Genomic DNA, 21,790 nt, shown 5'->3' with positions numbered 1-21,790 from the left:
TGCAAGATGTCCTACAGGTTTCGCACCGTAAGGGCCTGGTGTCTCGAGTGTCAAGGTCCGTAAGATATCCTACAGGTCGGCATGAGCGGGAGGTTGATCGAAAGCGTGGCGACTCGGCAGGACGACGGAGATTTCCGTCGGCTGGACAACAGGACTCCGCTGCACCAGATCGTGCAGCACGAGATCAGGAACCACATCCTCAAGGAAGGACTGCGCCCCGGCGACCCGCTCAAACCGGAGGCCGAACTGGCCAGGGTGTTCGGGGTGAGCCGCAACTCGGTCCGCGAGGCGGTCAAGGCCCTGGAATCCACCGGCGTCCTCGAGACGCGCCGCGGCAGCGGCGTGTACGTCCGCGACTTCTCCTTCGACCCACTGCTCGACCACCTCCCGTACGGCCTCATGCGGGACAAGCGGGCGCTGCGCGAACTGGCCGCGCTGCGCAAGACCCTCGAGACCGCGCTCATCACCGACGCGATGCGCGCCATGACACCGGAGAGCCTCACCGAACTGCGGGAGACGCTGACCGCGATGCGTGGGCTCGCGGAACGCGACGAGAGCTTCGTCGAGCAGGACCGAATGTTCCACCAACTACTGTTCCGCGATCTCGGCAACACGATGCTGCTGCGGCTGTTCGACCTGTTCTGGCTGGCATTCCACGCGGCGGCTCCCCCGGCACGCGGCCGCACACCGATGAACGCCTACCACGGCCACGCCGCCATCCTCGACGCGATCCTGACCGGCGACCCGGACAAGGCACGGACAGCGATCCAGGACCACTACATCGGCATCGAGTCCAAGCTCGCGGAGGACCCACCGGACACCACGCGGGCCGGTTGACCGGACCGCCGAACAGCGTCGTGGTGGACCGCGATCGGTCCGAACCGACGCCTGCCCCGCCGTCCATCCACAAAGGAGTGACCATGACGCTCAGCCGCCTGGCCGGCGCCGGTATCGCGCTCGTGTTGGCCGTGGCCACGGTCTCCGCTCCCCCTGGTGCCACCGCCGACCCGGCCCCGTCGACGTCCTGCGCCGCCGAGGCCGACGGTTACCGGCTGGTGCGGCTGCTCGACCTGCCCACCGCCGCGAACTGGCTGGACCAGACCCCGCCGTACACGTTCGAGGACACCACGGTCCTCAACGGCGGCGCCGACCGGTTCGGCTACTGCCTGGAGCTCACCACCGACGAGGGCACGAACTGGGTGTGGACGTCGATGGAGGCGCTGGGCGCCGATGTCGACGACCTGGGTCTGCCGACCCGCATGGAGCGGTCACGCCACCAGTTCGTCGACGACCTGACCGTGGCCTCCAACGTACCGGGCGTCACGACGGTCGACGGCGGCGCCGGATGGGTCGAGCTGTGGCCCAACCGTTCCGACGCGACAGGTTCCGGGCAGATCCCGGGTGCGTCCGAGACGGCCCACGACGCCGACGACGCCGTCCTGTGGGCCAACGGCTACGGCTCGTTCCAGGTACACGCGTTCGCCGACGCCGGTGACGCCCGTGGCCCTCGGACGGCGGACACGGCGACCGCGACCCCGGTGCTGTCGGTCAACGGGTTCACCGCGCCCGGCCCACAGACGATGGACGTCGGCATCGGCGCGGCCCCGGGCGCGAACACCGACTGGACGGCCGCGAAGAACGCGGCCGACCACACCGGCAGGCGCCTCGCCTTCTACGCCCGGCCCTCGCTGGTCCGGGTGGACACCGCGCCCACGTCGCGGCAGGTGGTCCCCCGCCCCGGCCGGACCGCCACGACCGTGCGGGTACCGGTCAGCGGGGTGGCGACCGACCCGGACGTCACCGCGGTCGAACTGCGCACCACCCGCGAGGGCAGGCGGACGGTCCAACGGGCCACCGTGTCCCCGGCGCGACCCCGGTTCTCCTTCACCGCCACGCTGCCGGTGGCGCTGACGTCGACCGACCTGGACCTGGTCGCGCTCACCTCCGACGGCGCCCGCCATCGCATCAGCCGAGCGGTCGACGTCGTCGCGGGTGACGTGATCGTCGTGCAGGGCCAGTCGAACGCGCAGGCCGGCAAGCAGCCGAACGCGACGACCTCGGAGGCCGACCGGTCCCGCTGGGTCCGCACGTTCGGTACGTCCAACAACAACCGTCCCGAACTGGCCGCCGCCATCGGCGGCTGGACCTACGCCACCGGCGACAACATCCAGCGGGTCGCGGCTGTCGGCCAGTGGGCGATCAGGATGGGGCAGCTGATGTCGGCGCGGCTCCGCGTCCCGATCGCCATCGTCAACGGAGCCCGCGGCGGCCAGCCGATCAGCTACTTCGCCCGTAACGACAACGACCCGACCGACGGTTCGACCAGCTACGGGATGCTGCTGAGCCGCCTCACCCGAGCGGGCCTGGCCGGACCGGACGCCATCGACGTCATGCTGTGGTACCAAGGTGAGGCCGACCGCGACCGCGCCGGGGTTCACGTCGCCGGGTTCACCGAACTGGTCGCCGACTGGCGCCGGGACCTCGGCGCCACGCTGCCCGTGTACGTACACCAGGTCCGCAGCTCCCCATGCCTCGAGTCGGACCCGGTGGCGCTTCGAGACGCGCAGCGACGCCTGCCGGAGATCATCGGAAACCTGCGCCTGCAGTCAACCACCGGCCTCAACGGCCACGACGGCTGCCACTTCGACTACGTCGACGGGTACCGCACCCTCGGCGAACAGAACGCGGCCCTGCTCCTGGACGACCTGTACCGCCCTGGCGCGCCGCGACTGGCACCACCGAACCCCAGGCAGGCCCACCGGGTCGACGACGCGCCGAACCAGCTCGTGGTGGAACTCCACTCCCCCAGTTCCCCACTTACCGTCGAGGACGGCGCCAACGCCGACTTCCGGGTACCGGGTGCGGTCGTGGAATCCGTGCGCTGGCAGCGGGGCCGCGGGCTGGTGGTGACCCTCGACCGGCCGGTTCCCGCCGACGCCACCGTGGCCTACGTGGCCCACCGCCACGCGGGTCCGCGCGTGATCGACGCCCTGGGCATCGGCCTGCTCGCCTTCCAGCTCCCCGTCGACCAGAAGCACGGACGGACAGCCTAGCCACCAACGACGGCGACGACCCGGCCGCGCGGACCGGTCCCGCGGTCCGCGCGCCAACAGGCGGACGTCGCGGTCAGAAGCCTGACAGTACGTTGGCGATCCCGACGAGGACGCCGGTGAACCAGGCCTTGGTGAGCGATCCCAGCGTCGGCGGGCCGCCGCTGTCGTCGCGGATGTACCGGACGCCGGTGAGCGCCTTGCCGAGCGTGGTGTGGATCGCGTGTTGCACGAAGATGCGGTGGGCCACCGAGACGGCGATGAACGTGGCCGGCCCGGCGAGCAGGATCACGGCGAACGGCAGCGTGTCGACGCGGGACACGACGACGACCGCCGCCACCGCGCACGCCAGATGCAGCACCAGGTCGACGGTGAACCCGACGCCGAAGCGGAAGCTGTGCGGTGAGGGATAGCGCGGGTCGTCCTGTCCGCCGTGTTTCAGGGGGAGGACGACACCTCTTGGCGGGCCGGACTCGACCAGGCGACGGGCGTCCCGGCGGCGGACCGGCACCAGCGCGAAACCTGACCGGGTGTCTACGGAGCTGGGCACACTCGAGATTCTGCCGCAGCGACCTCCTTCGGTGGTGCGACTCGCGCCAACCGGATCCGCACGGCCGGGCAGATGCGGTCAGCAGGGCCATCAGGCCGGGCAGGCTCGTCTGTCGGTGCTCGGACCTAGGATGCCGAGCATGACGCGGTACATCGATGAGGATCTGGGCGGTGCGGAGTTCCGCGAGTGCGATCTGACCGGGGCACGCCTGATCGGCGTCGTCATGCGGGACGCCGTGATCGACGGCCTCGTCACCAACCTCGTGGTGAACGGTGTCGAGGTCAGCGGGTACGTCGAGGCGGAGCTCGACCGGCGTCATCCGGTGCGGGTGTTGATCCGCTCCGAGGAGCCCACCGATCTGCTGGCGGCGTCGCGTCAGCTCCGGGCCGACTGGATTGCCACGGTCGGGCGCATGCGCCGTACGCCGGGTGTCGAGCGTCGCAGCGTGAACGACGAGTGGTCGGCGGCGCAGACGATGCGCCACCTGGTCTTCGTCCACGACTCGTGGTTCCGTCGCTGCTGCCTGGGGTCGACGGAGCTGTTCACACCGATGGGTATCGGGCCGACCGTCGAGCCCTACCGTGAGGCGCACGGCCTGGACCTCTCGCTCGATCCGGACTTCGACGAGATCGTGAGCGTACGTGCGGCCCAGGCCGCCGAGCTTGAGGCGTGGCTCGCCGACGTCACCGTCGAGCGGCTCGCGGCGCCGGCACCGGTGCCCGATGACGATGTGTGGCCGCCGTACGCCCGAGGCCGTTCGGTGCGCCAGTGTCTCGGCACGGTGCTCAACGAGACCTTCGAGCACCACGGTTTCTGTGTCCGCGACCTTGACCTGATCGAGGCGCGCGACGCCGAGTAGGGCCGGCTACTCCCCCTGCTCGCCGGTCAGGTACCGCTGCAGGGTGGGGCCCAGCCACGCCACGACGGCGGCCCGGTCCAGCGCGACGACCGACGGCAGGCACAGCACGTACCTGGTCAGCGCGAACCCCAGTGCCTGGGTGGCGACCAGCCCGGCCCGCTCCGGGGCCTCGGCCGGGTCCTCGACCAGCGCCGCGACCGTGGGCCCGAGCTGGGTCGCGAAGAGCACGCGCATGCGCTCGGCCGCGGCCTGGTTGGTGACCGCCGCCCGCAGTAGTGCCATGAGCGTGTCGTCGTGCTCCCAGCGGTCGACGAGGTGACCAGTCAGCCGGGCCCCGACCTCCGCGCGCGGCACCTCGGTCAGGTCCGGTAGCCGAAGGTCGAACTCCGCGGCGGCGGCGAACAGCTTCTCCTTGTTGCCGTAGTAGCGCATGACCATCGACGGGTCGATGCGCGCGTCGGCGGCGATCGCCCGGATCGTGGCCCGCTCGTAGCCCTCCGCCGCGAAGCGTTCCCGCGCGGCCGTGAGGATCGCCGCCCTCGTCGCGTCCGAGCGGCGCGCCCTGGTGGTCTCCGTGCTCCCCGCCTCCGTCATGCCAACAACTGTAGGCCAACACGTGTTGACATGTCGAGTTCGGCCGTCCTATCGTTGCCAACAGACGTTGGCAAACAAGTGTTGACCTAAGGAGGCGGACATGTCCGAGGTGATCGTGGTCGGCGCGGGCCCCACCGGACTGCTGCTGGCGGGCGACCTGGCCGAATCCGGTGTCACGGTGACCGTGCTGGACAAGCGCGACGGCCGGGTGTCGAACCTGTCGCGGGCGTTCGCCGTGCACGCCCGCACCCTGGAGATGCTGGACGCCAGGGGCCTGGTCGAGGAGCTGGACCGCACGGGGGTCGGGCGCGTCACCAGCGTCGAGCTGTTCAGGCGCGTGCGCGTGGACCTCGGCAGGCTGGCGAGCCGGTTCCCTTACATGCTGGTGACCCCGCAGTACAACGTGGAGCGTGCGTTGCTGGCGCGGGCGGTCGAGGCCGGGGCGAAGATCGTGTACGACGCTGCGGTGACCGCGGTGCGCCAGGACGCCACCGGCGCCGAGGTCGACACGACAGGCGGGACCTACCGCGCGGATTACGTGGTCGGCGCCGACGGCTTCCACAGCGCGGTGCGCGACGCCCTCGGCCAGCCGTTCCCCGGCAGGTCGGTGCTGAAGTCGATCATGCTGGCGGACGTGCGGTTGCGCGAGACACCGCCGGACACGTTGACAGTCAACGGTTCCGGCTCGGAGTTCACGTTCATCGCCCCGTTCGGCGACGGGTGGTGGCGGGTCTTCGCGTGGGACCGGCGCGGCGACGTCACCGACGACACCCCGTTGGAGCTCGACGAGGTCCGCGCGATCACCAGGCGGGCGCTGGGCACCGACTTCGGCATGTACGAGGCCCGCTGGCTGTCCCGCTTCCACAGCGACGAACGGCAGGCACCGCACTACCGCCTGGGTCGGGTGTTCCTGGCCGGCGACGCCGCCCACGTCCACTCCCCCGCCGGCGGAATGGGCATGAACACCGGCCTTCAGGACGCGGCGAACCTGAGCTGGAAGCTGGCGGCGGTGCTCCACGGCGCGCCCGACGCCCTGCTCGACACGTACCAGACCGAACGCCACCCGGTCGGCGAGGAGGTCCTGCGGATCAGCGGCACCCTGATCCGGCTGGCGATGGCGCGGTCCCGTGTCACGCGTGCGCTGCGCGGGATGGTCGGCGGCATCGCCCTGCGCGTCCCCGCCATCCACCGCACGCTCACCGGCCGCCTGACAGCGCTGGGTTTCCGCTACCCCGCCCCCGCCGGCGAGCACCGGCTGACCGGCACCCGCCAGCCCGACCTGCCCCTCGCCGACGGCACCCGACTGTACGAAGCCCTGCGCGGCGGCCGTTTCGTACTCGTGGGCGCCGCCGACCTCACCGGCTGGGACGACCGCGTGCGGGTCGTCACCCCGGCACAACCGCGCACCGACACGGTTCTCGTCCGCCCCGACGGCTACGTGGCGAAGATCTTCACCGGCACCCCGGACCCGACCGCGCTGCGGGACACGCTCACCGCACTGGCCGGCAGGCCGGTCACCGACCAGGCCCACGTCGCGGCGCGGCCGGTCATCCGGTGACCGGCGCCTTCGTCTATCCAGCGGCGGGTGGGGACGTTCCGTTCGTGCCAGGGGACGAGTCCTGGGGACCCGGCGCACCCGGTTGGGCCGCCAACCCGGCGAACCACGAGTCCTGCTCGGTGAAGACGGGCGCACCGAACCGTTCGCGGATCACGCTGGCGAGGTCGGTGGCCCCCGCCTCCTCGGCGATTCCCGCGAGTCGGTCGGCCAGGTCGGCCTGCTCGGGTCCGGAATCGTCCGGCACGAGGTTGGCCATCAACCGGTCCAGTGCGTCGAGGTCCGGATCCGGTTCGGTGTCCGCGCCGCGCTCGACGATCTCCCCAGCCTCGGACAGGTCGCGAACGAACGACTGGAACAGCGGTTCGACCTCGCGGTTCTGGGCAGCGGCCACCAACTGGGCGAGGGTGCCGATCAGGCTGACCGTGTCGCTGACACGCGTGGTGTCCTGCGCCAGCCACCACACGACCGCACTGCTCGTCGTCGTGAGAACGTCGTCGCGCAGGTAGGCGCGCTTGTTCCGTTCATACGCCCGCTCATGGTCCCAGACCTCCTCGTTCTTGCGGACCGCGGCGATCTTGTTCAGCCGGACGCGGTCATCGTCCGGGATCGCCAGGATCGTGTCCTGCGCCCAGACCTCGAGCGTTCCGGTCCGGTCCGGCCGAGGGAAGGACAGCTCGGTTCCCAGGCGGGTCGCCAGCAGGTCGACGTCGGCCGGCGACTCGCCCTCGGTGAACCGCGCCGCCCGTTCCCGAAGCGCATCGATCGCGAGTTGTTCCGGACGCGGGTGCGGGCTCGCGTGCGGGCCGGGAAGTCGCCACACAATGGTGCCGTGCAACAGGAATCGGTAGTCGGGGTGCGCACTCGGCAACGCGATTCCCTGGACGGACACGGTCGCCGGCGGGGGCGGCGGCTGGTAGGACATCGAAGGCGGCGCAGGTGCCACCACCCGCTTGTTCTCGACGTGGCGTTTCGCGAGCAGGCCGCCAACCATGATCAACAGGCAGAACGGTACGGACAGCCACCACGCCACGCCCGTGAGAGACGCCAGCATGAGGACGAGGACCGACACCACGGCGGTGACGGTCAGGTAGGCCTTGTCGCTCACCATCACTGGGTGACTCCCTGCGTCGCTCTGGTCGGTGGGGTGGAGACCCGCGTGCACATCTGCCGCAGGAGGGCCGCGGTGGGCAGCCGGTCGCGGCGCTTGTCCGGCGGTGACGACACGATCCAGTCCCGGGACACCGCGTAGAGCACGGCCCGCGCCCGGGTGTTCTTCCGGGCGGCAGCCGCGAGGACGGCCAGCAGTGCGTCGCGGTGAGGTTGCTCGGCGTGGGCGTCGAGCCACCGGCCGACCGCGACGGCGACCTGGTCGTAGGGCCGGTCCGACAGCACGGCGGCCCAGCCGGCGGCCAGCATGGTGGCGACGGCCGGGTCAGCCACGTGCGGAAACCTGCCAGCACCCGCTGACAGCCGGACGGGGTCGGCGATGTCGGTGAACAGGTCGTAGTCGACCTCCGTCGGCCGGTCGCCGGTCAGGTCGTCGTGGATTCGGGCAAGGAGGTGACGGGCGAACAGGCCGTTGGCGGCGAGCTCGGTCAGCGCCGCACGTGCCTCCGCGACGACGGCGGGCTGCTGATGGCGCGTGAAGTGCCGCAGTCGCACCAACGCCTGCTGCGGCTGGCCCGGTGCGATCACCCCGACACAGAGGCCGACGAGCAGTCTCGCCAAACTCGGCCACAGGCCGCGATCGAGCGCCCAGTGGTAGATCCGGCGTCGAAACCACGAGCCGTGCTCGCTCAGCAGTCCTCGGGTGAGGGCCGCACCGGCCGCGTCGAGCCGCTGGTCCAGCCCCAGCGGAGAGCGGCGGGCCTGCAGCTCGACCAGCGCGCACACGTCCTCCGGGTGACCGAGCCACAGGGACTGGTCCGTGTAACGCGAGAACGCGGCCGTCCGGGCGTCGGCCGACAACCACCTCGGCTGCACGCACCGGTCGAGCCACCGACGCAGGTCGATGCGCAGATCCGGGAACATGCCCCAGAAGTGTGTCCGCACAGCGTCACCGAAGCCCAGCGACCGGAACCGCACCCGGCCGTCTCCGACCGACGCGTCCACCCCGGCGAGAGCCTCCGCGAGGTCGGGCAGGTTGAGCCGGTGCTCGTCGTGGGCCGGGTACCCGACGACCTCGAGCAGCGCCGTCGCGGCGAACGCCACGGCCTCAGGGGCCGCGTCCTCGAACAGCGCGGCGGCGAGCAGCAACGCCCGTACCCGGCCGTCCGGATTGTCCTTCACGAACCGCGCGGCCGCGTCGCGTTGGGTGTCGGGCGCCAGCGCGGCGGCGAGCCACGCCGGCAACCCACCAGCTCCGCCCGCCGCCAGGCGGGCCGACCGCACCCGCCCGGCGAGTGCGGCGACGTGGCGCATCGGGTCCTGGGTGAGGTGCCCGGTGAGCTTCTCGTCCCGCAACTCGTGCTCATCGACCTCGATGCCGGAGGCTCGCAGGTGGCGGAGGAAGACCTCCCTGCCGTTCGGTCTGCTGATGTGCACCACCTCGGTGCCCAGCTCGGCGCCGACGTGGTGCAGCTCCGGGGCCAGGACGATCGCGAGGTAGGCCTGCCGCTCGGCGACCCTCGCCCGGTAGGAGCGGATGGTGGCGAGCACCTTGCCGGGAAGCGGATTCGTCACCGAGGACAGATCGAGGAGCAGTCGTTCGCCCGACTCGATGGCGTCCTCGTCGAAGACCGGCTCATCGACGTCGCCGTCGTCGGGCAGTTCCCGGAACCGGGTCGCTCCGGTGCCGGACTCCTTCAACACCATCAGCGCGGCGGCGTGCCGGCCGGAGCCGGGCTCCCCGGAGATGACGACCGTCGCGGGCTCGCGAAGACGTCGGACCAGGTCCCCGTAGCCGGGTGTGACGACGAAGCGCGCGGTGAGGTCGGTGAGGATGTCCTCGGGCACGAGCCGCCGCGAACGGCCAGTTCCCGGCTCCGCGGTGCTGGACTGGACGTAGAACTGCACCCGTTCGATGATCGAGACTCCGCCCGAGGGATCGGTGATGCTGATGTTGTGGTCTCCCCACACCTCCCCGATCCCGCCCGACTGACCGTCGGCGGGCCCGTCCTCGATCCAGTCGTCCTCGTGGACCCGCGCCTCCACGATCTCGGTTCCGCTCATGTCTCGTTCCTGGGGAACGGATCTCCGATGGTCACCGCTCCGCGCGGGTCGGTGATGGAGATGTTGCGGTTGCCGCGTACCGACCCGATGCCGCCGGACCGGCCACGGCCGCGAGCCGGCTCGTCAGCGTCGGGCAGGCCGAGGATCCGGTCGAGGCGGGCGAAGGCCGCCTCCGGGGTGCGGAGTTCGAACCGCACGTCCTGGTACCGGACCAGATCGACGAGTTCGGGCGGCAGGTCGTCACTGACCAGCCGGGGTGCGCCCCCGACCAGGAACGGCACGATCCGGACCTGGTGGGTCAGCGCCTCGACCAGTTCGCGGCGGACCCAGTCCTCAGGGTCGTCGATGGCACGACCGCCGGCACGACCGGGGAACCCGAGCCAGTCGCGACCCATGATCGCCACCAACACGTCGCTGCGCCAGAGGTTGCGCAGGATCGCGTCGTCGAACAGCGTCCCCGGGTCGATGGACCGCTTGTCGAGGAAGACGTTGGGTTCACCGATCCGTTCGCACAGGTACCGGGACACCGCGAGCGCCGTACTCCCCTCGTCGTCGGTTCGGTAGTTCAGGAAAACTCTCACTGTGCTCCGTTCCATCCAGGTTGGCGCGACGTAGGGTTCCGCCCGCGCGTGGATGGGACGTGAAGGGGACGTACATCTGACGGCAGTCAGGGAATCCGTGGGCGGCCGTTCACCACAGGGGAAGCAGCGGCCTCTTCGGTCGAGCTAGCAGCTGGTGGTCTGGGCGGCGATCGGGCTCAGTGACGGGTCGATGTGCACCGCCTGGCGCGCGGTGTCCCAGGCGTTGGTGGCCAACGTGGCCAGGTCGGGGAGGGACACGAGCGGTTCTCCGGGTTGGGTGGCCCTGATGTCGGCGACGAGGGTGTTGAGGCGGTTGAGCAGGCCGTCGAGCGGTCGGCGTAGGTCGGCGTAGGCGGCACGTAGTGCCGGGGTGGGCGGTGGGCCGATCCGGTTGAGCTCGGTGACCAGCGCGGTGAGCGGCTGGCGGGCCACGTCGACGAGGTTGGCGCCCTCGCGCTTGAGGTCCTCCAGGGTGTTGCCCGGCTGTGGGGGCGGTGCCACGCCGATCGGGATCCCCTGGAGCTCGGTGCACACCTGGTCCAGCCAGGCAACGGCCGGGTCGGGAGGCGGCGGCGGGGTCGTGGTGGTCGTCGCCGGTGGTGGGGAGGTTGTGGTGGGGGCCGGGCCCGGGGTGGTCGCGGGACCGGCGGAGCAGCCGGCGGCAAGGACGGCGGCGAGGACGGCGGCGGCCAGGACGGTGATCACGGTCCGCACAGTGGGTTCTCCCTGGCCAGGTCGCTGAAGACGGGGTTGGTGTCCAGGCCGGTGGTGGCGGCCAGCATCGGCAGTTGCACGAGGGTCGCCGCGGTGTCCAGGTCCGCCTTCGACCGCACGGCGTCGACGAACGCGCCGCTGGTGCCCGCGACGTCGGCGAGATCGGCGTAGCGCCCTCGGTGCTCGTCGAACGCCTTCGCGAGCGCGCCGCCTTCGGGCGGCGGCCCGATCTCGTCGAGCTCGGCGACCATGGTCGTGGCTCCCTCGGCGACCGCGGCCGTCCACTGGCGCATGCGGCGCTTCGCCTCCGGCAGGGTGTCGGCGTCGGTGGCCGGGGGGCGCAGCAGGGTCGGGTCGAGCGCGTGCATCAGCTCCGCCACGCACACCAGCGACACCCAGCTCTCCATCGGCGACACGGACGGCGGCGGCGACGTGGCGGACGTCGGTGACGGCGAGGCGGCGTCGGGGGACGCGCACCCCGCGAGGACGGTGCCGACAAGCACGGCGCAGACGACTGTCCGGTTCACCGGGACACCATGACCCGACCGGTGCGGGACCGGTCCCCGGCCGGCCATTGAACGCCCCCGCACCGGTGAGGCGCGGCCGGCTCCTCGCCACCGTTGCGGGAACCTGGTCCGATCCGGCGTGTGCCCATTCCTGGGTGGACCTGTCGCAGGACTGACCCCGAGTGCCTCGGGTCAGGCCTTGGGTAGGAGGCGGTCGAGGCCTGCTTTGATCGTCGGGCCGTCCAGGCCTCGGTGGGCGACCAGGTTCGCGGCCAGGGGCGCGAGGAGGGCATCCGCCTGGAAGGAGGCGTCCAGGTCCGGCCAGGTCTGGGTGATCAGCATCGCCAGGTGGTGGTGGTAGGCCTCGTAGGCACCGCCGAAACGGGCGAACGGGCCCGCTGTCTCGGCCATCAGCAGCAGGTCCAGCTGGGCGAGGGTCCGGTCGGTGAGGCCGTGCAGGAACGCGCGGATCCGCTCCTCGGGAGGCGCTCCCGGCCCCAGCGGGGGCGGTCCGGACAGGAACGCCTGCTGGAACTCCCGCTCCGACGCGTCGATCAACGCGTGCGCCAGCCCCGCCTGGTCACCGAACCGCCGGTACAGGGTGCCGACGCCGACGCCGGACGCGGCGGCGACCTCGGCCATGCCCAGCGCCTCGATGCCCCGCGTGGTCACCAGGTCCGCGGCGGCGGCCAGGATCTTCGCCCTGTTTCTCGCGGCGTCGGCCCGCTCACGCGTCACGAGCCGCAGCCTACCCAGTTGACAACCGGAACGCATTCCGTTTAGGTGAAAGCGGAACTGATTCCGGTTAGAGGGGGCAGGCGAATGGGACAGCTTGACGGCAGGGCGGCGATCGTCACCGGCGGCAGTCGGGGTATCGGCGCCGCGATCGCGAGACGCCTGGCGGCCGACGGCGCGAGCGTGGCGATCACCTACGCACGGGCCGCCGACCACGCCCACAAGGTGGTCGACGACCTGCGGGAACACGGCGTCGCGGCCCTGGCGGTCCGGGCCGAGGCCACCGACCCCACCGCCCTGCGCGCCGCCGTGGACACGGCCGCGGCGGCGTTGGGCCGGCTCGACATCCTGGTGAACAACGCGGGGATCGCACCGTTCGGACCGTTCGAGGAGGTCACGGTCGCCGACCTGGACGAGGTACTGGCCATCCACGCCCGCGCGACCTTCGTGATCACGCAGGCGGTCCTGCCGCACATGGGCAACGGCGGGCGCATCATCAGCATCGGCAGCAGCCTGGTCGAACGAGTGCCCACCGCGGGCTGGACGCTGTACACGATGAGCAAGTCCGCGCTCACCGGCCTCACCAAGGGCCTGGCCCGGGACCTCGGCCCGCGTGGCATCACGGTCAACCTGGTCAACCCCGGCTCCACCGACACCGAGATGAACCCGGCCGACGGCCCCGACGCCGACGAGGAGCGCCGCTTCACCGCCCTGGGCCGCTACCTCGCCCCGGAGGACATCGCCGCGACGGTCGCCCATCTGGCCGGAGACGGTGGCCGCAACATCACCGGCGCGGCGTTCACGGTCGACGCCGGCGCGACGGCCTGATGGCCTGGTCGCTGCTGATCGGCGCGGGCCTGCTGGAGGTCGTGTGGGCCCTGGCCCTGGAACGCTCGGCCGGCTTCACCAGGCTCTGGCCATCGCTCATCGGCATCACCTCGGCCGCCGCCAGCTTCACCATGCTCGCGCTCGCCCTCACGCGACTACCCCTCGGCACGGCGTACACCGTGTGGGTGGGCCTCGGCGCGGTCGGGGTCGTGCTGGTCGGCATCGTCCTTCTCGGTGAGAGCGCGTCCGCCACGAGACTGCTCTGCCTGGGCCTGATCGTCACCGGCGTGATCGGTCTGAAGCTGACGTGACCGTGGGCCGGGTCAGGGTGCCCAGGGCCTGGTCTTCTCCAACTCCTCGTGGACGAGCGCGAGGAAGGCGCGGACATCGGCCTCGTTGTACGGGGGCTGGAGGTCGGCGGTCACCGGGTCGGCCTGGTTGAGGGCCTGGGCGATGGCCTGGGAGTACGCCTGCGGTCCGTCCAGGAAGTACTCCCTGGCGATCATCGCCTCGACCATGCTCGCCGCCACCTCGCGTTCGAGGCTCGGGGCACGGAACAGGCCGTAGATGACGGAGTTGAGCTCGGCTCGGTGTTCGATGGTCATGGTCTCTCCACAATGGACTGGTCAGGCGAACAGGGGACGACCGCCGGGCACCGGCCCCCGGAAGTCCCAGATGGGCGGTCGGACACCGTTGCGGGCGAACTCTCCGGCCAGGTTGGCCATCTGCGCCGGCTGCGGCTGGTAGTGGCCGCTCGCGGCGGTGGCGAACTCCACCCGGCCGTTGCGCACCGACAGCTCGCCCGCCGACGCGACCGGATGGCCACCGGCGAGCGAGGAGTGGTGGAACTGACCGGGCGCGTGATGGTTGGACGCGTAGATGTTCCCATTGCCGTCCATGACGAAGATCGCGCGCCCGCCGCCCCACGCGGACGTGCCGGACTGGGTGTCGTAGAGCGAACCGTCGCGCGCCCGGCGTAAGTCGCCGTTGCTGTCGAAGAACACCCGGTGGGCCTCGCGCTGCTCCGGGGTGAGCCGGGTGACCGACCGCCCGGGAAACGGGTTCGCGGGGTGGTTGGGGTCGGTCTCGTGGCGGTAGCGGTCCAGCATCGGCCGGTGATTACCGTACCGGGGCGTGGTGTGCGGCGGGGGTGCCGAGGGGTGCCGGGTCGGTCTCGGTGGGACCGCCGGGCGGTGCGGCGCCGACGGGCCGGGGCGCCCGCCCGTGCGCGACGGTCCGCGCAGCCACCGCAGAATGGGCTGGAACAGTCCGGCCGACCGGCCGCCCGCCCCACCACCGCCACTGCGCCTAGACATTGAGCAGGGCGTTGATGGCGACGTCCAGCGCCATGTCCAGCAGCGTCTTGGTGATCTGCCGGAAGATCGGGATCTGGGCGAGCGAGGCACCGAAGGTGACCGCCGCGGTCGCGATGGCCTGGGCGATCTGGATCGCCAACGCCACGAGCTGGGCGATCACCGCGACCTTCAGGGCCAGCAGCACCCCGGCGCACACGTACAGACCCGCGCCGACCATCGTGGCCGCCGTGGCACCGTCGGCCAGGTTGGACCGGGGCGCGTCGGGGCCGTTCCAGTACTCCCGGAACCGGTCGACGGCCTCGGCCATGTTGTTCGTCCACACCGCGTTGGCCTGGCTGTGCGCGTCGTCGACCGACGAGGACAGCTGGCCACCGAAGGCGATCCACTCCCCCGCCAGGTCGAAGATCTTGCCCTCGTCGCCCTGGGGCCAGCTGAACCCCAGGGTGTTGAGCAGCCCGCCGAGCTCCGGGGGCAGCATCAGTCCGGTCGTCATCCGCCGACCTCGCCCCGCAGGGTGGTGAACTCCGCCTCGTTGGTCTGCTCGGTGTTCAGGTACTCCGAGCCCATCTCGACCAACTGCCCGCCGGCCACGCCCAGCTCGGCGGTGTTGCCGTCGAAGCACTCCATCGCGGCCTCGGACACCGCCGAGTAGATCATCTGCATGACCGACCCGAGGTCGTCGTCGCCGAACGGATTGCCGTACCCGGACAGCGAGCTGGTGAACGCCGAGAGATCCCCGGCCATCCCCTGCGCCGACCCGGTGAGCGCTCCCCCCGACTGGCTGATCGATTCGCCTCGAAGATCGAGACTTCCGTCCACGTACTGCTCCCCTAGGGCTCGCCGATACTTCCCATGATCGTTCTGAGGTTGGTGGTGTAGCCGCGCAGCTGCTCGACGCTGCGCGAGCGCAACGCCTCCGCCCTGGCCGTCAGGTGATCGAGGTCGACCGCCACCGCCGGGTCCTGCTCCCGCTGCTCGGCCCAGTCGTCCAGGGCCTCGTTCACCGCCTCGCGCACGGACCCGGCGAACTGGTCGCCCGACATCCCGGCGGCCGTCGTGGTCAACCGCACCTGGGCGACCAGCCCGGTGTCGTCGATGTCGACCCGCACCGCGTCCTCGGAGTCCGCGCCGCCACCCGACGCCCGGGGCCCCCTGGCGGCGCCGAGCGCGTCGTTGGTGACCTTCGCGGTGGTCACGACCTCGGCCACCAGCTCGCCGACCTCGACGGCCGACGGGTCACCGCGCATCCCGGTCCGCTCCCCGACCTTGACGATGACGTCGTTGATGGCGCCCTCGACCCGGCGCATGAACTGGTCGCTGTAGGCACTCACGGCCTCCAACTGCGCCACCAGACCACCCAGGTCCGGCACGGGGTCCTCGGCGACGGGCTGCGCGGCACGGGCCGCGAGCAGGGCGTTGTTCACCGCCGTCGCCACCCGTTGGGCCAGCACGCCCGCCGCCACCCTGGCCGGCGCCTCGGCGACCGTGACGGCGACCAGCCGCCGGCCCCGGACCGTGACGACCACCGACCCGTCCTCGGACCGCCCGGTGAACTCCGCGCCCTGGTCGGTGACCGGCGGCGCAGCCACGGGGGCCGCGCGGGACGCGGCCGGCTGCCGGGGAAGTCGCTGCCGCTCCTCGTCGTCGTCGAACGGCTGCTCGAACTCGTCGTACCACGCGCCCTGCGTCACCACACCTCCACTCAGCACTCGACCGCGAGACTACTGAAAACCTACTGACGACGTAGGACGGTGTTGTGTGACGTAGGAGGCAGCGACACCTCAGCCAGGGGCGACCTCGCGGTGCGATACCGGTGCTCGCACCCGCAACGTGGACGACAGCGGGCCGACCTCGACCGGGAACGTCCCGACGGTGTCCGGGGTGACCGTCCAGCGCACGGTCGTCGACGCGCCCGTGGCCAGGGTGACCGGAGTGATCGCGAACGTCGAGCCACCGACCCTCAGTTCGGCGTCGTAGGTCCCGGTCGACGCGCCGACGTTCTTCACCCGCACCGAAACGGACACCGGAGTGCCGGCCTGGACCTCGCCGGGATCGACGGTCAGGTCGTAGGGGGTGAGGTGTGGCCCGTTCGCGGGTCGTTCCGGTGCCGCCCAGTCGATCGCGTTGAGGAAGATCTCCTCCGCGTCGGCCGTCCAGGTGGCCGCGCCCGTCGCGTGCATGGACAGCAGGACGTGCCGATTGTTGGGGCGCTCGTCGATGGCGACGCCGCCGCCGATCGCGCCGCCGTCGGACTCACGGCCGAGCGCACCGATGATCCGCCTGCCGTCGCCTTCGTAGCCGGCGAACCAGGCCGCCCACCTGGGCACCGTCGAGTCGGCGGGGGCCAGGACCACGTGGTCGCCGACCGCGCGGTCACCGAAGATCGGGTGTGCCTCGGTGACCTCGTAGCGCACGTCGGTCGGATCGACCCAGCCGGAGGTCTGCCAGGTTCCCTCGGGCTGTCCGGTGTGCACGGACAGCTGGGCGAGGCCGTTTCGCGAACCCGTGGCGTGGTCGAGGAAGATCACCCCGGCGCCACTGGCGTCGGTGGCGTCCAGCATCGCCTGGAACCGGGTGCGGTTGTAGTAGCCCGTGCTGGTGGAGTAACCGACCAGCACGACGGGATGCCGACTGGCCCGGTCGATCTCGGCGTGCGGGTAGACGGTCGCCGGGATCCCCGCCGGGGTGAGCACGGTGTCCACGATTTCCTGGCCGTAGGACTCGGGGTTGGCCACGACGGCCACCGACGGCGGTGCGGCGTGCAGTGCGACGTCCGCGACGGTGGACCCGTTGGCGGTGACGGTCACGTCGATCGGGGTGGGAGTGGCGAAGGTGGGGGCGCTGACCCGCAGCGAGTAGGCGCCCGCCGGGATTCCGTCGACGGTGTAGCGGCCGTCCGTGTCGGTGGTCGCGGACAGGTCGACCGGTACGTCCAGGACGCGCACGGTCGCGCCAGGCACGCCGTGCCCCGTCTCGGTGAACGTCACCACACCGGTCAGCGATCCGTTGGGGACGACCGTGAGCGGGACGTCGACGTCGACGAAGGTGTTCTCCGTGACGGCCACGGGCACGGTCGCGGTGTCGTGGCCGAACGCGGTCACGGTCAGCTCGTAGGTGCCGGGCGCCAGCCGGGTGGCGAAGGCGCCGTCCGCCTTGGTGGTCAGTGTGCGGTTGCCCGGTGTCACGACGACCGTGGCGCCGGCGACCGGCTCGCCGGTACCGGCCGCGGACACGGTGCCCGCGATCCCGGAGGGCACGGCGACCCGCGCGGTGGCCTCATAGGCGTTGATCCGACCGTGGCCGAACCGGGTGTCCGGCCGGTCCGGGGAGTTGCGGTCGTCCCAGAACGAGGTGTCGGCGAGCGCGGTGAACAGGTCGTCGACGGACAGGCCGGGTGCGGCGGAGCGCATCAACGCGGCGGCGCCCGCGACGTGGGGGGTGGCCATCGAGGTGCCGGAGTGCGTCGCGTAGCCGCCGCCCGGGGCGGCGGACAGCACGTCGACGCCGGGTGCGGAGATGTCCGGCTTCACCCACTCCGCCGGCCACTGCGCGGGCGGGTCCGACCATTGCGACCTGCTGATCACACCGCCGCAGGAGAACGAGGCGACGTTGTCGTTCACGTCGGTCGCGCCGACGCCGACCGCGTCGTACACGTTGCCGGGGCTCGCCGTGCCGGCGCTGCCGCAGCTGTTGCCGATCGCGAAGGCCGGAACGATGCCCGCCGCGCGGATGGCCCTGGTGGGCGCGATCATCTCGTTCGCGAACGTGTTGATGCCCAGCGACATGCTCACCACGTCCGGAGCCGGTCCGGCCGGGTTCCCGTCGATGTCGGTCGGTGCGACGGCCCACTGCATGCCGGCCGCGACCTGGGCGAAGGTGCCCCGACCCGACGGGATGACCTCACCGTGGATGTAGGTCGCGTCGGGCGCGACCCCGATGGCGGTGCCCGACGCGTCGCCGCCGACGACGGTCCCGGTCACGTGCGTGCCGTGGTCCGCGGAGTCGTGCGGCGTCGAGTCGACGCGACCACCGGTGGAGTCGAACTCGGCCCAACCGCCGGGACGCCTGGGGTCGGTGGGATCGGTGGTGAACATCTTGCCGGCGAGGTCGGGGTGGTCGGCGGCGACGCCGGTGTCCAGGACGGCGACCTTCGCGCCGGCTCCGGTCACCCCGAGCTCGTCCCAGACGCGCTGGCTCTCGATCCTGGTCAGTCCCCAGGTCAGCTCCTGGGCGCCGAGGTCATGACCGTCGACGGTCTCCGGGGCGCGGACCTCGAAGTTCGGGACGAGGTGGTCGATGCCCGGTGTTTCGGCAAGCGCGCCAAGGGTTCTCTCGCTCGCCGGGAACTCGACGAGCAGCGCGTTGGTCAGCCACAGCCTGCCCAGGACCGTGATCCGACCGGTCGCCGCGCGTTGCGCGAGGTGCCGTTCGACCTCGGCCTGGGTGGTGGCCGCGTGCTGGCGCAGCTCCGTGAGGACCTCGTCGTAGGACCCGTCCAGTTCGGTGGGGTTGGGCAACATCGCCAGGGCGGTCACCGGTTCACCGTCAGCCACGTCCTCGACCTGCGCGACGAGTTCCGGTGCGATCGGCACGGCGGGTTGGGTCGCCGGGGCTGTCGCCGAGGCGGACGGACCGGCGACGCCGGCGAGCACGGCCAGCGCGGCCCAGCTGATGACCGTGGATCTCGCCCGGAAGAACCTCATCCGTCCCCCTGAGATCGAGGCAACTAGTTGTCAGTTCAATTATTCGAGAGGATCGTGGTCCGTCAATACGCGGTTTGGCCGTAACGAGACCATCGGCTCCCGCGCCGCGCGGAGCTCGAAGCTCGGGTAGCCGCCGTCGATCTCCTCCTGGAGGCGGCGGCGGTAGCGGGGGGCGCCGCCGAGGTAGACCATCACGCGCGGGTTGTCGTCGCGGTCGAGGTTCATGTTGTGGCCGTTGAACCAGGACTTCGAGTGGGCGAGCAGAAGTCGGCTGTTGATGTCGCGGACGTGGTCGACCCAGGCGATCTCGGCCTCACGCCGGCACTCCACCCGGACGATGTCGTTGGCCTGGATGTGGCGCACGGTCTCGGTCATCCAGTTGACGACGTCCTCGATGCCACGGGGGAAGTTGGCCGACGCGGAGCCGGACTGGGGCCCCACCAGCATGAACAGGTTGGGGAAGTTCGTGGCCTGGACGCCGACGCAGGTCTCGGGGCCGTCCTTCCACTGCTCCCTGAGCCGAACTCCGTCCACGCCCCGGAAGTCGATCCGGTCGAAGGGGCCGGTGACGGCGTCGAAGCCGGTCGCGTAGACGATGACGTCGACGTCGAGGTCGCGCACCTCGCCGTCACCGAGGTCCAGGCGCAGGCCGTTCCCGGTGACCTCGCGGACGGGGGTGGCCATCAGGTCGACCAGTTCGACGTTGTCCTGGTTGAAGACCTCGTAGAAGCCGGACTCGCCGGCGACCCGCTTGTTGCCGAAGCCGTGGTCCTTGGGGATGAGCAGTTCGGCGACCTCGGGGTCGGCGACCCGCTGGCGGATCCGGTCGGCGACGAACTCGGAGAGTTCGCGGTTCGGTCCGGCCTCCATCATCGTGTCGCGGTAGTTGCCCATGTAGAGCGCGGCACCGTGACCGTTGTCGTAGAGGTCGTTCCAGTGGCGCAGCCGCTCCTCGCGGGTGACGTCGGTCGACAGGGTGCGGTCGGGGCGGTGCACGAACCCCGCGGGCGTCTCCCGGCACCACGCGAAGATCTCGTCGTAGGACGCGCGCAGCCGCGCCATCTCCTCGGGCGTGATGGGCTCGTTGCCCAGCGGCGCGCACCAGTTGGCGTCGCGCTGGAGCACCGTCAGGTGCTCGACCTTGTCGGCGACGTCGGTGATGACCTGCACGCCGCTGGCTCCGGTGCCGATCACGGCCACCCGCTTGCCGGTGATGTCGAGGTCCGCCGGCCAGTCGAAGGTGTGGGTCTCCACGCCGCCGAAGGTGCCGCGCCCGGGGAACCTCGGGTAGGTGGGAACGGACAGCAGGCCCATGGCGCACAACACGAAGCGGGTACGGACCTGCTCGCCGTCGGCCATGGTCACCAGCCAGTGCGCGCCGTCCTCGACCCACTCGGCCCGTTCGACCCGGGTGTCGAGGCTGATGTGGGGGTGCAGGTCGAACCGGTCCGCGACGTGTTCCAGGTAGGACAGCGTCTCCGGCTGGGGCGCGAAGCGCTCCTTCCAGTCCCATTCGTCGAGCAGTTCGCGGGAGAAGGAGTACTGGTAGGTGTAGGACTCCGAGTCGAACCGGCACCCCGGGTAGCGGTTGTTGTACCAGGTTCCGCCCAGGCCCGCGTTCGCGTCGACGACCCGCACCGACACCCCGAGTTGGAGGAGTTGGTGGAGCTGGTAGAGCCCGCAGACGCCGGCGCCGATGATCAGGTAGTCGAGACCGGGCATCGGCTGCCGGTCGTCCTGGATGGTCATCGTGGTCCCCTCATAGAATCAAGCGCTTGCTGCACATAACGCGTACCGCACCGCTTCCGTCGCCGTCCGTCTCTCGGTAATGTATCAAGCACTTGCTTGATTTTGTAGAGAGGAAACGGAGGAATCCATGGACCTGCACCTGGCCGGACGCGTCGCCGTGGTGACCGGGGCGAGCGCCGGGATCGGTCGCGCCACAGCACTCGCCCTCGCGGCGGAGGGCGCCGACGTGGTGCTGGTCGCCCGGCGCCGCGCCCTGCTCGACCAGGTCGCCGACGAACTGGCGGCACGGCCGCTGGTGGTGGCGGCCGACCTCACCGACCCACGGGCCGCCACCCGGATCGCCGACACCGTCGCCGGGGAACACGGCCGGGTCGACGTCCTGGTGAACGTCGCGGGGGCGGCCGAACAACCGGGCGAGGCCCTCACCGAGGAGGTCTGGCACCGGCAGTTCGACCTCAACTTCCACGCCAAGCGGCGCCTCACCGACGCCCTGCTGCCGATGCTGCGCACCAGCGGAGCGGGCCGGGTGGTGAACTTCGTCGGCCTGCTGGAACCGACCGTGGTGTCCGCCGCCCAGGCCGCCGTCGCGGCCTGTGTCCTGTGGTCCAAGGCCCTCGCCCGGACCGTCGCCGCCGACGGCGTCACCGTCAACTGCCTCGCCCCGGGACGGATCGACAGCGAACAGGTCCGGCGTACGTACCCGACCGACGAGTCGCGCGCGGCCCTGGTCCGCGCCCGCATCCCGGCAGGCCGGTTCGGCAGGCCGCAGGAGGCCGCCGCACTCGTCGCCTTCCTCGCCTCCGGGCCCGCGTCGTACGTCACCGGGGACGTGTTCAGCGTCGACGGCGGCATGCACTGGTCGATCTGAGCGGCGAC

Annotated in this window: 22 protein-coding genes; 7 read left to right on the top strand and 15 right to left on the bottom strand. The window is 71.2% G+C overall.

The features are described 5' to 3' along the window. Positions 1-105 precede the first annotated feature (105 nt). Together BLA60_RS04010 and BLA60_RS04005 are read left to right on the top strand one after the other, a co-directional pair. Complete coding sequence (locus tag BLA60_RS04010; RefSeq protein ID WP_211288576.1) at positions 106-837, top strand: FadR/GntR family transcriptional regulator; 732 nt, start codon at positions 106-108, stop codon at positions 835-837. 83 nt (positions 838-920) lie between these two features. Next, entirely contained in the window at positions 921-3,053 is a 2,133-nt protein-coding gene (locus BLA60_RS04005) for a sialate O-acetylesterase (protein WP_075131256.1), read from the top strand. Between the two features lie 73 nt (positions 3,054-3,126). Here the strand turns inward: BLA60_RS04005 and BLA60_RS04000 are convergent, their stop codons facing one another. After that, positions 3,127-3,600: a hypothetical protein gene (locus BLA60_RS04000; protein ID WP_154814091.1), complete on the bottom strand. Its 474-nt coding sequence runs from the start codon at positions 3,598-3,600 to the stop codon at positions 3,127-3,129. On the opposite strand from BLA60_RS04000, the gene BLA60_RS03995 reads away from it, so the two are divergent. After that, complete coding sequence (locus tag BLA60_RS03995; protein ID WP_245811802.1) at positions 3,581-4,459, top strand: DinB family protein; 879 nt, start codon at positions 3,581-3,583, stop codon at positions 4,457-4,459. The genes BLA60_RS04000 and BLA60_RS03995 overlap by 20 nt on opposite strands. Before the next feature lie 6 nt (positions 4,460-4,465). Here BLA60_RS03995 and BLA60_RS03990 read toward each other — a convergent pair whose 3' ends face one another. Further along, positions 4,466-5,053 carry a TetR/AcrR family transcriptional regulator gene (locus tag BLA60_RS03990; RefSeq protein ID WP_075131253.1) on the bottom strand — a complete coding sequence of 196 codons (588 nt, stop codon included), beginning with the start codon at positions 5,051-5,053 and terminating at the stop codon, positions 4,466-4,468. Positions 5,054-5,153: 100 nt separating this feature from the next. Here BLA60_RS03990 and BLA60_RS03985 point away from each other — a divergent pair, with 100 nt between their 5' ends. Further along, a complete protein-coding gene (locus tag BLA60_RS03985; RefSeq protein ID WP_075131252.1) occupies positions 5,154-6,611 on the top strand; it encodes an FAD-dependent oxidoreductase in 1,458 nt (485 codons plus the stop codon). 13 nt (positions 6,612-6,624) lie between these two features. On the opposite strand, the gene BLA60_RS03980 is transcribed toward BLA60_RS03985, so the two are convergent. The 6 genes from BLA60_RS03980 to BLA60_RS03955 form a co-directional block, all read right to left on the bottom strand. Further along, positions 6,625-7,719, bottom strand: a complete 1,095-nt coding sequence (locus tag BLA60_RS03980) for a hypothetical protein (protein WP_154814090.1) — start codon at positions 7,717-7,719, stop codon at positions 6,625-6,627. Beyond that, complete coding sequence (locus tag BLA60_RS03975) at positions 7,719-9,782, bottom strand: hypothetical protein (RefSeq protein ID WP_075131250.1); 2,064 nt, start codon at positions 9,780-9,782, stop codon at positions 7,719-7,721. The genes BLA60_RS03980 and BLA60_RS03975 overlap by 1 nt, the downstream gene beginning before the upstream one ends. Then, complete coding sequence (locus tag BLA60_RS03970; protein WP_075131249.1) at positions 9,779-10,363, bottom strand: toll/interleukin-1 receptor domain-containing protein; 585 nt, start codon at positions 10,361-10,363, stop codon at positions 9,779-9,781. Before BLA60_RS03970 ends, BLA60_RS03975 begins: the two co-directional genes overlap by 4 nt. 144 nt (positions 10,364-10,507) lie before the next feature. Next, the gene (locus tag BLA60_RS03965; RefSeq protein WP_075131248.1) at positions 10,508-11,077 is read right to left on the bottom strand and encodes a hypothetical protein; all 570 of its coding nucleotides are present in this window, start codon (positions 11,075-11,077) and stop codon (positions 10,508-10,510) included. Next, positions 11,065-11,604, bottom strand: coding sequence for a hypothetical protein (locus BLA60_RS03960; RefSeq protein ID WP_075131247.1), 540 nt, complete (start codon positions 11,602-11,604; stop codon positions 11,065-11,067). Before BLA60_RS03960 ends, BLA60_RS03965 begins: the two co-directional genes overlap by 13 nt. 171 nt (positions 11,605-11,775) lie before the next feature. Further along, on the bottom strand, positions 11,776-12,321 hold the full coding sequence (locus BLA60_RS03955) for a TetR/AcrR family transcriptional regulator (RefSeq protein ID WP_245811801.1): 546 nt from the start codon (positions 12,319-12,321) through the stop codon (positions 11,776-11,778). Positions 12,322-12,405: 84 nt separating this feature from the next. Here BLA60_RS03955 and BLA60_RS03950 point away from each other — a divergent pair, with 84 nt between their 5' ends. Both BLA60_RS03950 and BLA60_RS03945 read left to right on the top strand, forming a co-directional pair. Further along, positions 12,406-13,146 carry an SDR family NAD(P)-dependent oxidoreductase gene (locus tag BLA60_RS03950; protein WP_075131245.1) on the top strand — a complete coding sequence of 247 codons (741 nt, stop codon included), beginning with the start codon at positions 12,406-12,408 and terminating at the stop codon, positions 13,144-13,146. Continuing rightward, a complete protein-coding gene (locus BLA60_RS03945; protein WP_075131244.1) occupies positions 13,146-13,457 on the top strand; it encodes a DMT family transporter in 312 nt (103 codons plus the stop codon). Before BLA60_RS03950 ends, BLA60_RS03945 begins: the two co-directional genes overlap by 1 nt. Before the next feature lie 12 nt (positions 13,458-13,469). Here BLA60_RS03945 and BLA60_RS03940 read toward each other — a convergent pair whose 3' ends face one another. The 7 genes from BLA60_RS03940 to BLA60_RS03910 all read right to left on the bottom strand — a co-directional run bounded on the left by BLA60_RS03940 (position 13,470) and on the right by BLA60_RS03910 (position 20,914). Next, entirely contained in the window at positions 13,470-13,751 is a 282-nt protein-coding gene (locus tag BLA60_RS03940; protein ID WP_075131243.1) for a hypothetical protein, read from the bottom strand. A 21-nt stretch (positions 13,752-13,772) separates the two neighbouring features. Then, the gene (locus tag BLA60_RS03935; protein WP_075131242.1) at positions 13,773-14,255 is read right to left on the bottom strand and encodes a hypothetical protein; all 483 of its coding nucleotides are present in this window, start codon (positions 14,253-14,255) and stop codon (positions 13,773-13,775) included. Positions 14,256-14,454: 199 nt separating this feature from the next. Further along, positions 14,455-14,955, bottom strand: coding sequence for a WXG100-like domain-containing protein (locus BLA60_RS03930; protein WP_075131241.1), 501 nt, complete (start codon positions 14,953-14,955; stop codon positions 14,455-14,457). Further along, on the bottom strand, positions 14,952-15,281 hold the full coding sequence (locus tag BLA60_RS03925; protein WP_154814089.1) for a hypothetical protein: 330 nt from the start codon (positions 15,279-15,281) through the stop codon (positions 14,952-14,954). The genes BLA60_RS03930 and BLA60_RS03925 overlap by 4 nt, the downstream gene beginning before the upstream one ends. A gap of 11 nt (positions 15,282-15,292) precedes the next feature. Further along, the gene (locus tag BLA60_RS03920) at positions 15,293-16,153 is read right to left on the bottom strand and encodes a hypothetical protein (RefSeq protein WP_154814088.1); all 861 of its coding nucleotides are present in this window, start codon (positions 16,151-16,153) and stop codon (positions 15,293-15,295) included. Positions 16,154-16,243: 90 nt separating this feature from the next. Beyond that, positions 16,244-19,165: a S8 family serine peptidase gene (locus tag BLA60_RS03915; protein ID WP_075131238.1), complete on the bottom strand. Its 2,922-nt coding sequence runs from the start codon at positions 19,163-19,165 to the stop codon at positions 16,244-16,246. A 39-nt stretch (positions 19,166-19,204) separates the two neighbouring features. Then, positions 19,205-20,914: a flavin-containing monooxygenase gene (locus BLA60_RS03910; RefSeq protein ID WP_075131237.1), complete on the bottom strand. Its 1,710-nt coding sequence runs from the start codon at positions 20,912-20,914 to the stop codon at positions 19,205-19,207. Positions 20,915-21,041: 127 nt separating this feature from the next. On the opposite strand from BLA60_RS03910, the gene BLA60_RS03905 reads away from it, so the two are divergent. Beyond that, positions 21,042-21,782: an SDR family NAD(P)-dependent oxidoreductase gene (locus BLA60_RS03905; RefSeq protein ID WP_075131236.1), complete on the top strand. Its 741-nt coding sequence runs from the start codon at positions 21,042-21,044 to the stop codon at positions 21,780-21,782. The last annotated feature ends 8 nt before the right edge of the window (positions 21,783-21,790 follow it).

Source organism: Actinophytocola xinjiangensis (assembly GCF_001921215.1).
Taxonomy (GTDB): Bacteria; Actinomycetota; Actinomycetes; order Mycobacteriales; family Pseudonocardiaceae; genus Actinophytocola; species Actinophytocola xinjiangensis.
This window is presented reverse-complemented; position numbering and strand designations above follow the sequence as displayed.

Coding starts and splice junctions, on each gene's coding strand:
- BLA60_RS04005 (WP_075131256.1), top strand. CDS start 921: ATGACGCTCAGCCGCCTGGCCGGCGCCGGTATCGCGCTCGTGTTGGCC.
- BLA60_RS03990 (WP_075131253.1), bottom strand. CDS start 5,053: ATGACGGAGGCGGGGAGCACGGAGACCACCAGGGCGCGCCGCTCGGAC.
- BLA60_RS03985 (WP_075131252.1), top strand. CDS start 5,154: ATGTCCGAGGTGATCGTGGTCGGCGCGGGCCCCACCGGACTGCTGCTG.
- BLA60_RS03980 (WP_154814090.1), bottom strand. CDS start 7,719: ATGGTGAGCGACAAGGCCTACCTGACCGTCACCGCCGTGGTGTCGGTC.
- BLA60_RS03975 (WP_075131250.1), bottom strand. CDS start 9,782: ATGAGCGGAACCGAGATCGTGGAGGCGCGGGTCCACGAGGACGACTGG.
- BLA60_RS03950 (WP_075131245.1), top strand. CDS start 12,406: ATGGGACAGCTTGACGGCAGGGCGGCGATCGTCACCGGCGGCAGTCGG.
- BLA60_RS03945 (WP_075131244.1), top strand. CDS start 13,146: ATGGCCTGGTCGCTGCTGATCGGCGCGGGCCTGCTGGAGGTCGTGTGG.
- BLA60_RS03940 (WP_075131243.1), bottom strand. CDS start 13,751: ATGACCATCGAACACCGAGCCGAGCTCAACTCCGTCATCTACGGCCTG.
- BLA60_RS03935 (WP_075131242.1), bottom strand. CDS start 14,255: ATGCTGGACCGCTACCGCCACGAGACCGACCCCAACCACCCCGCGAAC.
- BLA60_RS03930 (WP_075131241.1), bottom strand. CDS start 14,955: ATGACGACCGGACTGATGCTGCCCCCGGAGCTCGGCGGGCTGCTCAAC.
- BLA60_RS03915 (WP_075131238.1), bottom strand. CDS start 19,165: ATGAGGTTCTTCCGGGCGAGATCCACGGTCATCAGCTGGGCCGCGCTG.
- BLA60_RS03910 (WP_075131237.1), bottom strand. CDS start 20,914: ATGACCATCCAGGACGACCGGCAGCCGATGCCCGGTCTCGACTACCTG.
- BLA60_RS03905 (WP_075131236.1), top strand. CDS start 21,042: ATGGACCTGCACCTGGCCGGACGCGTCGCCGTGGTGACCGGGGCGAGC.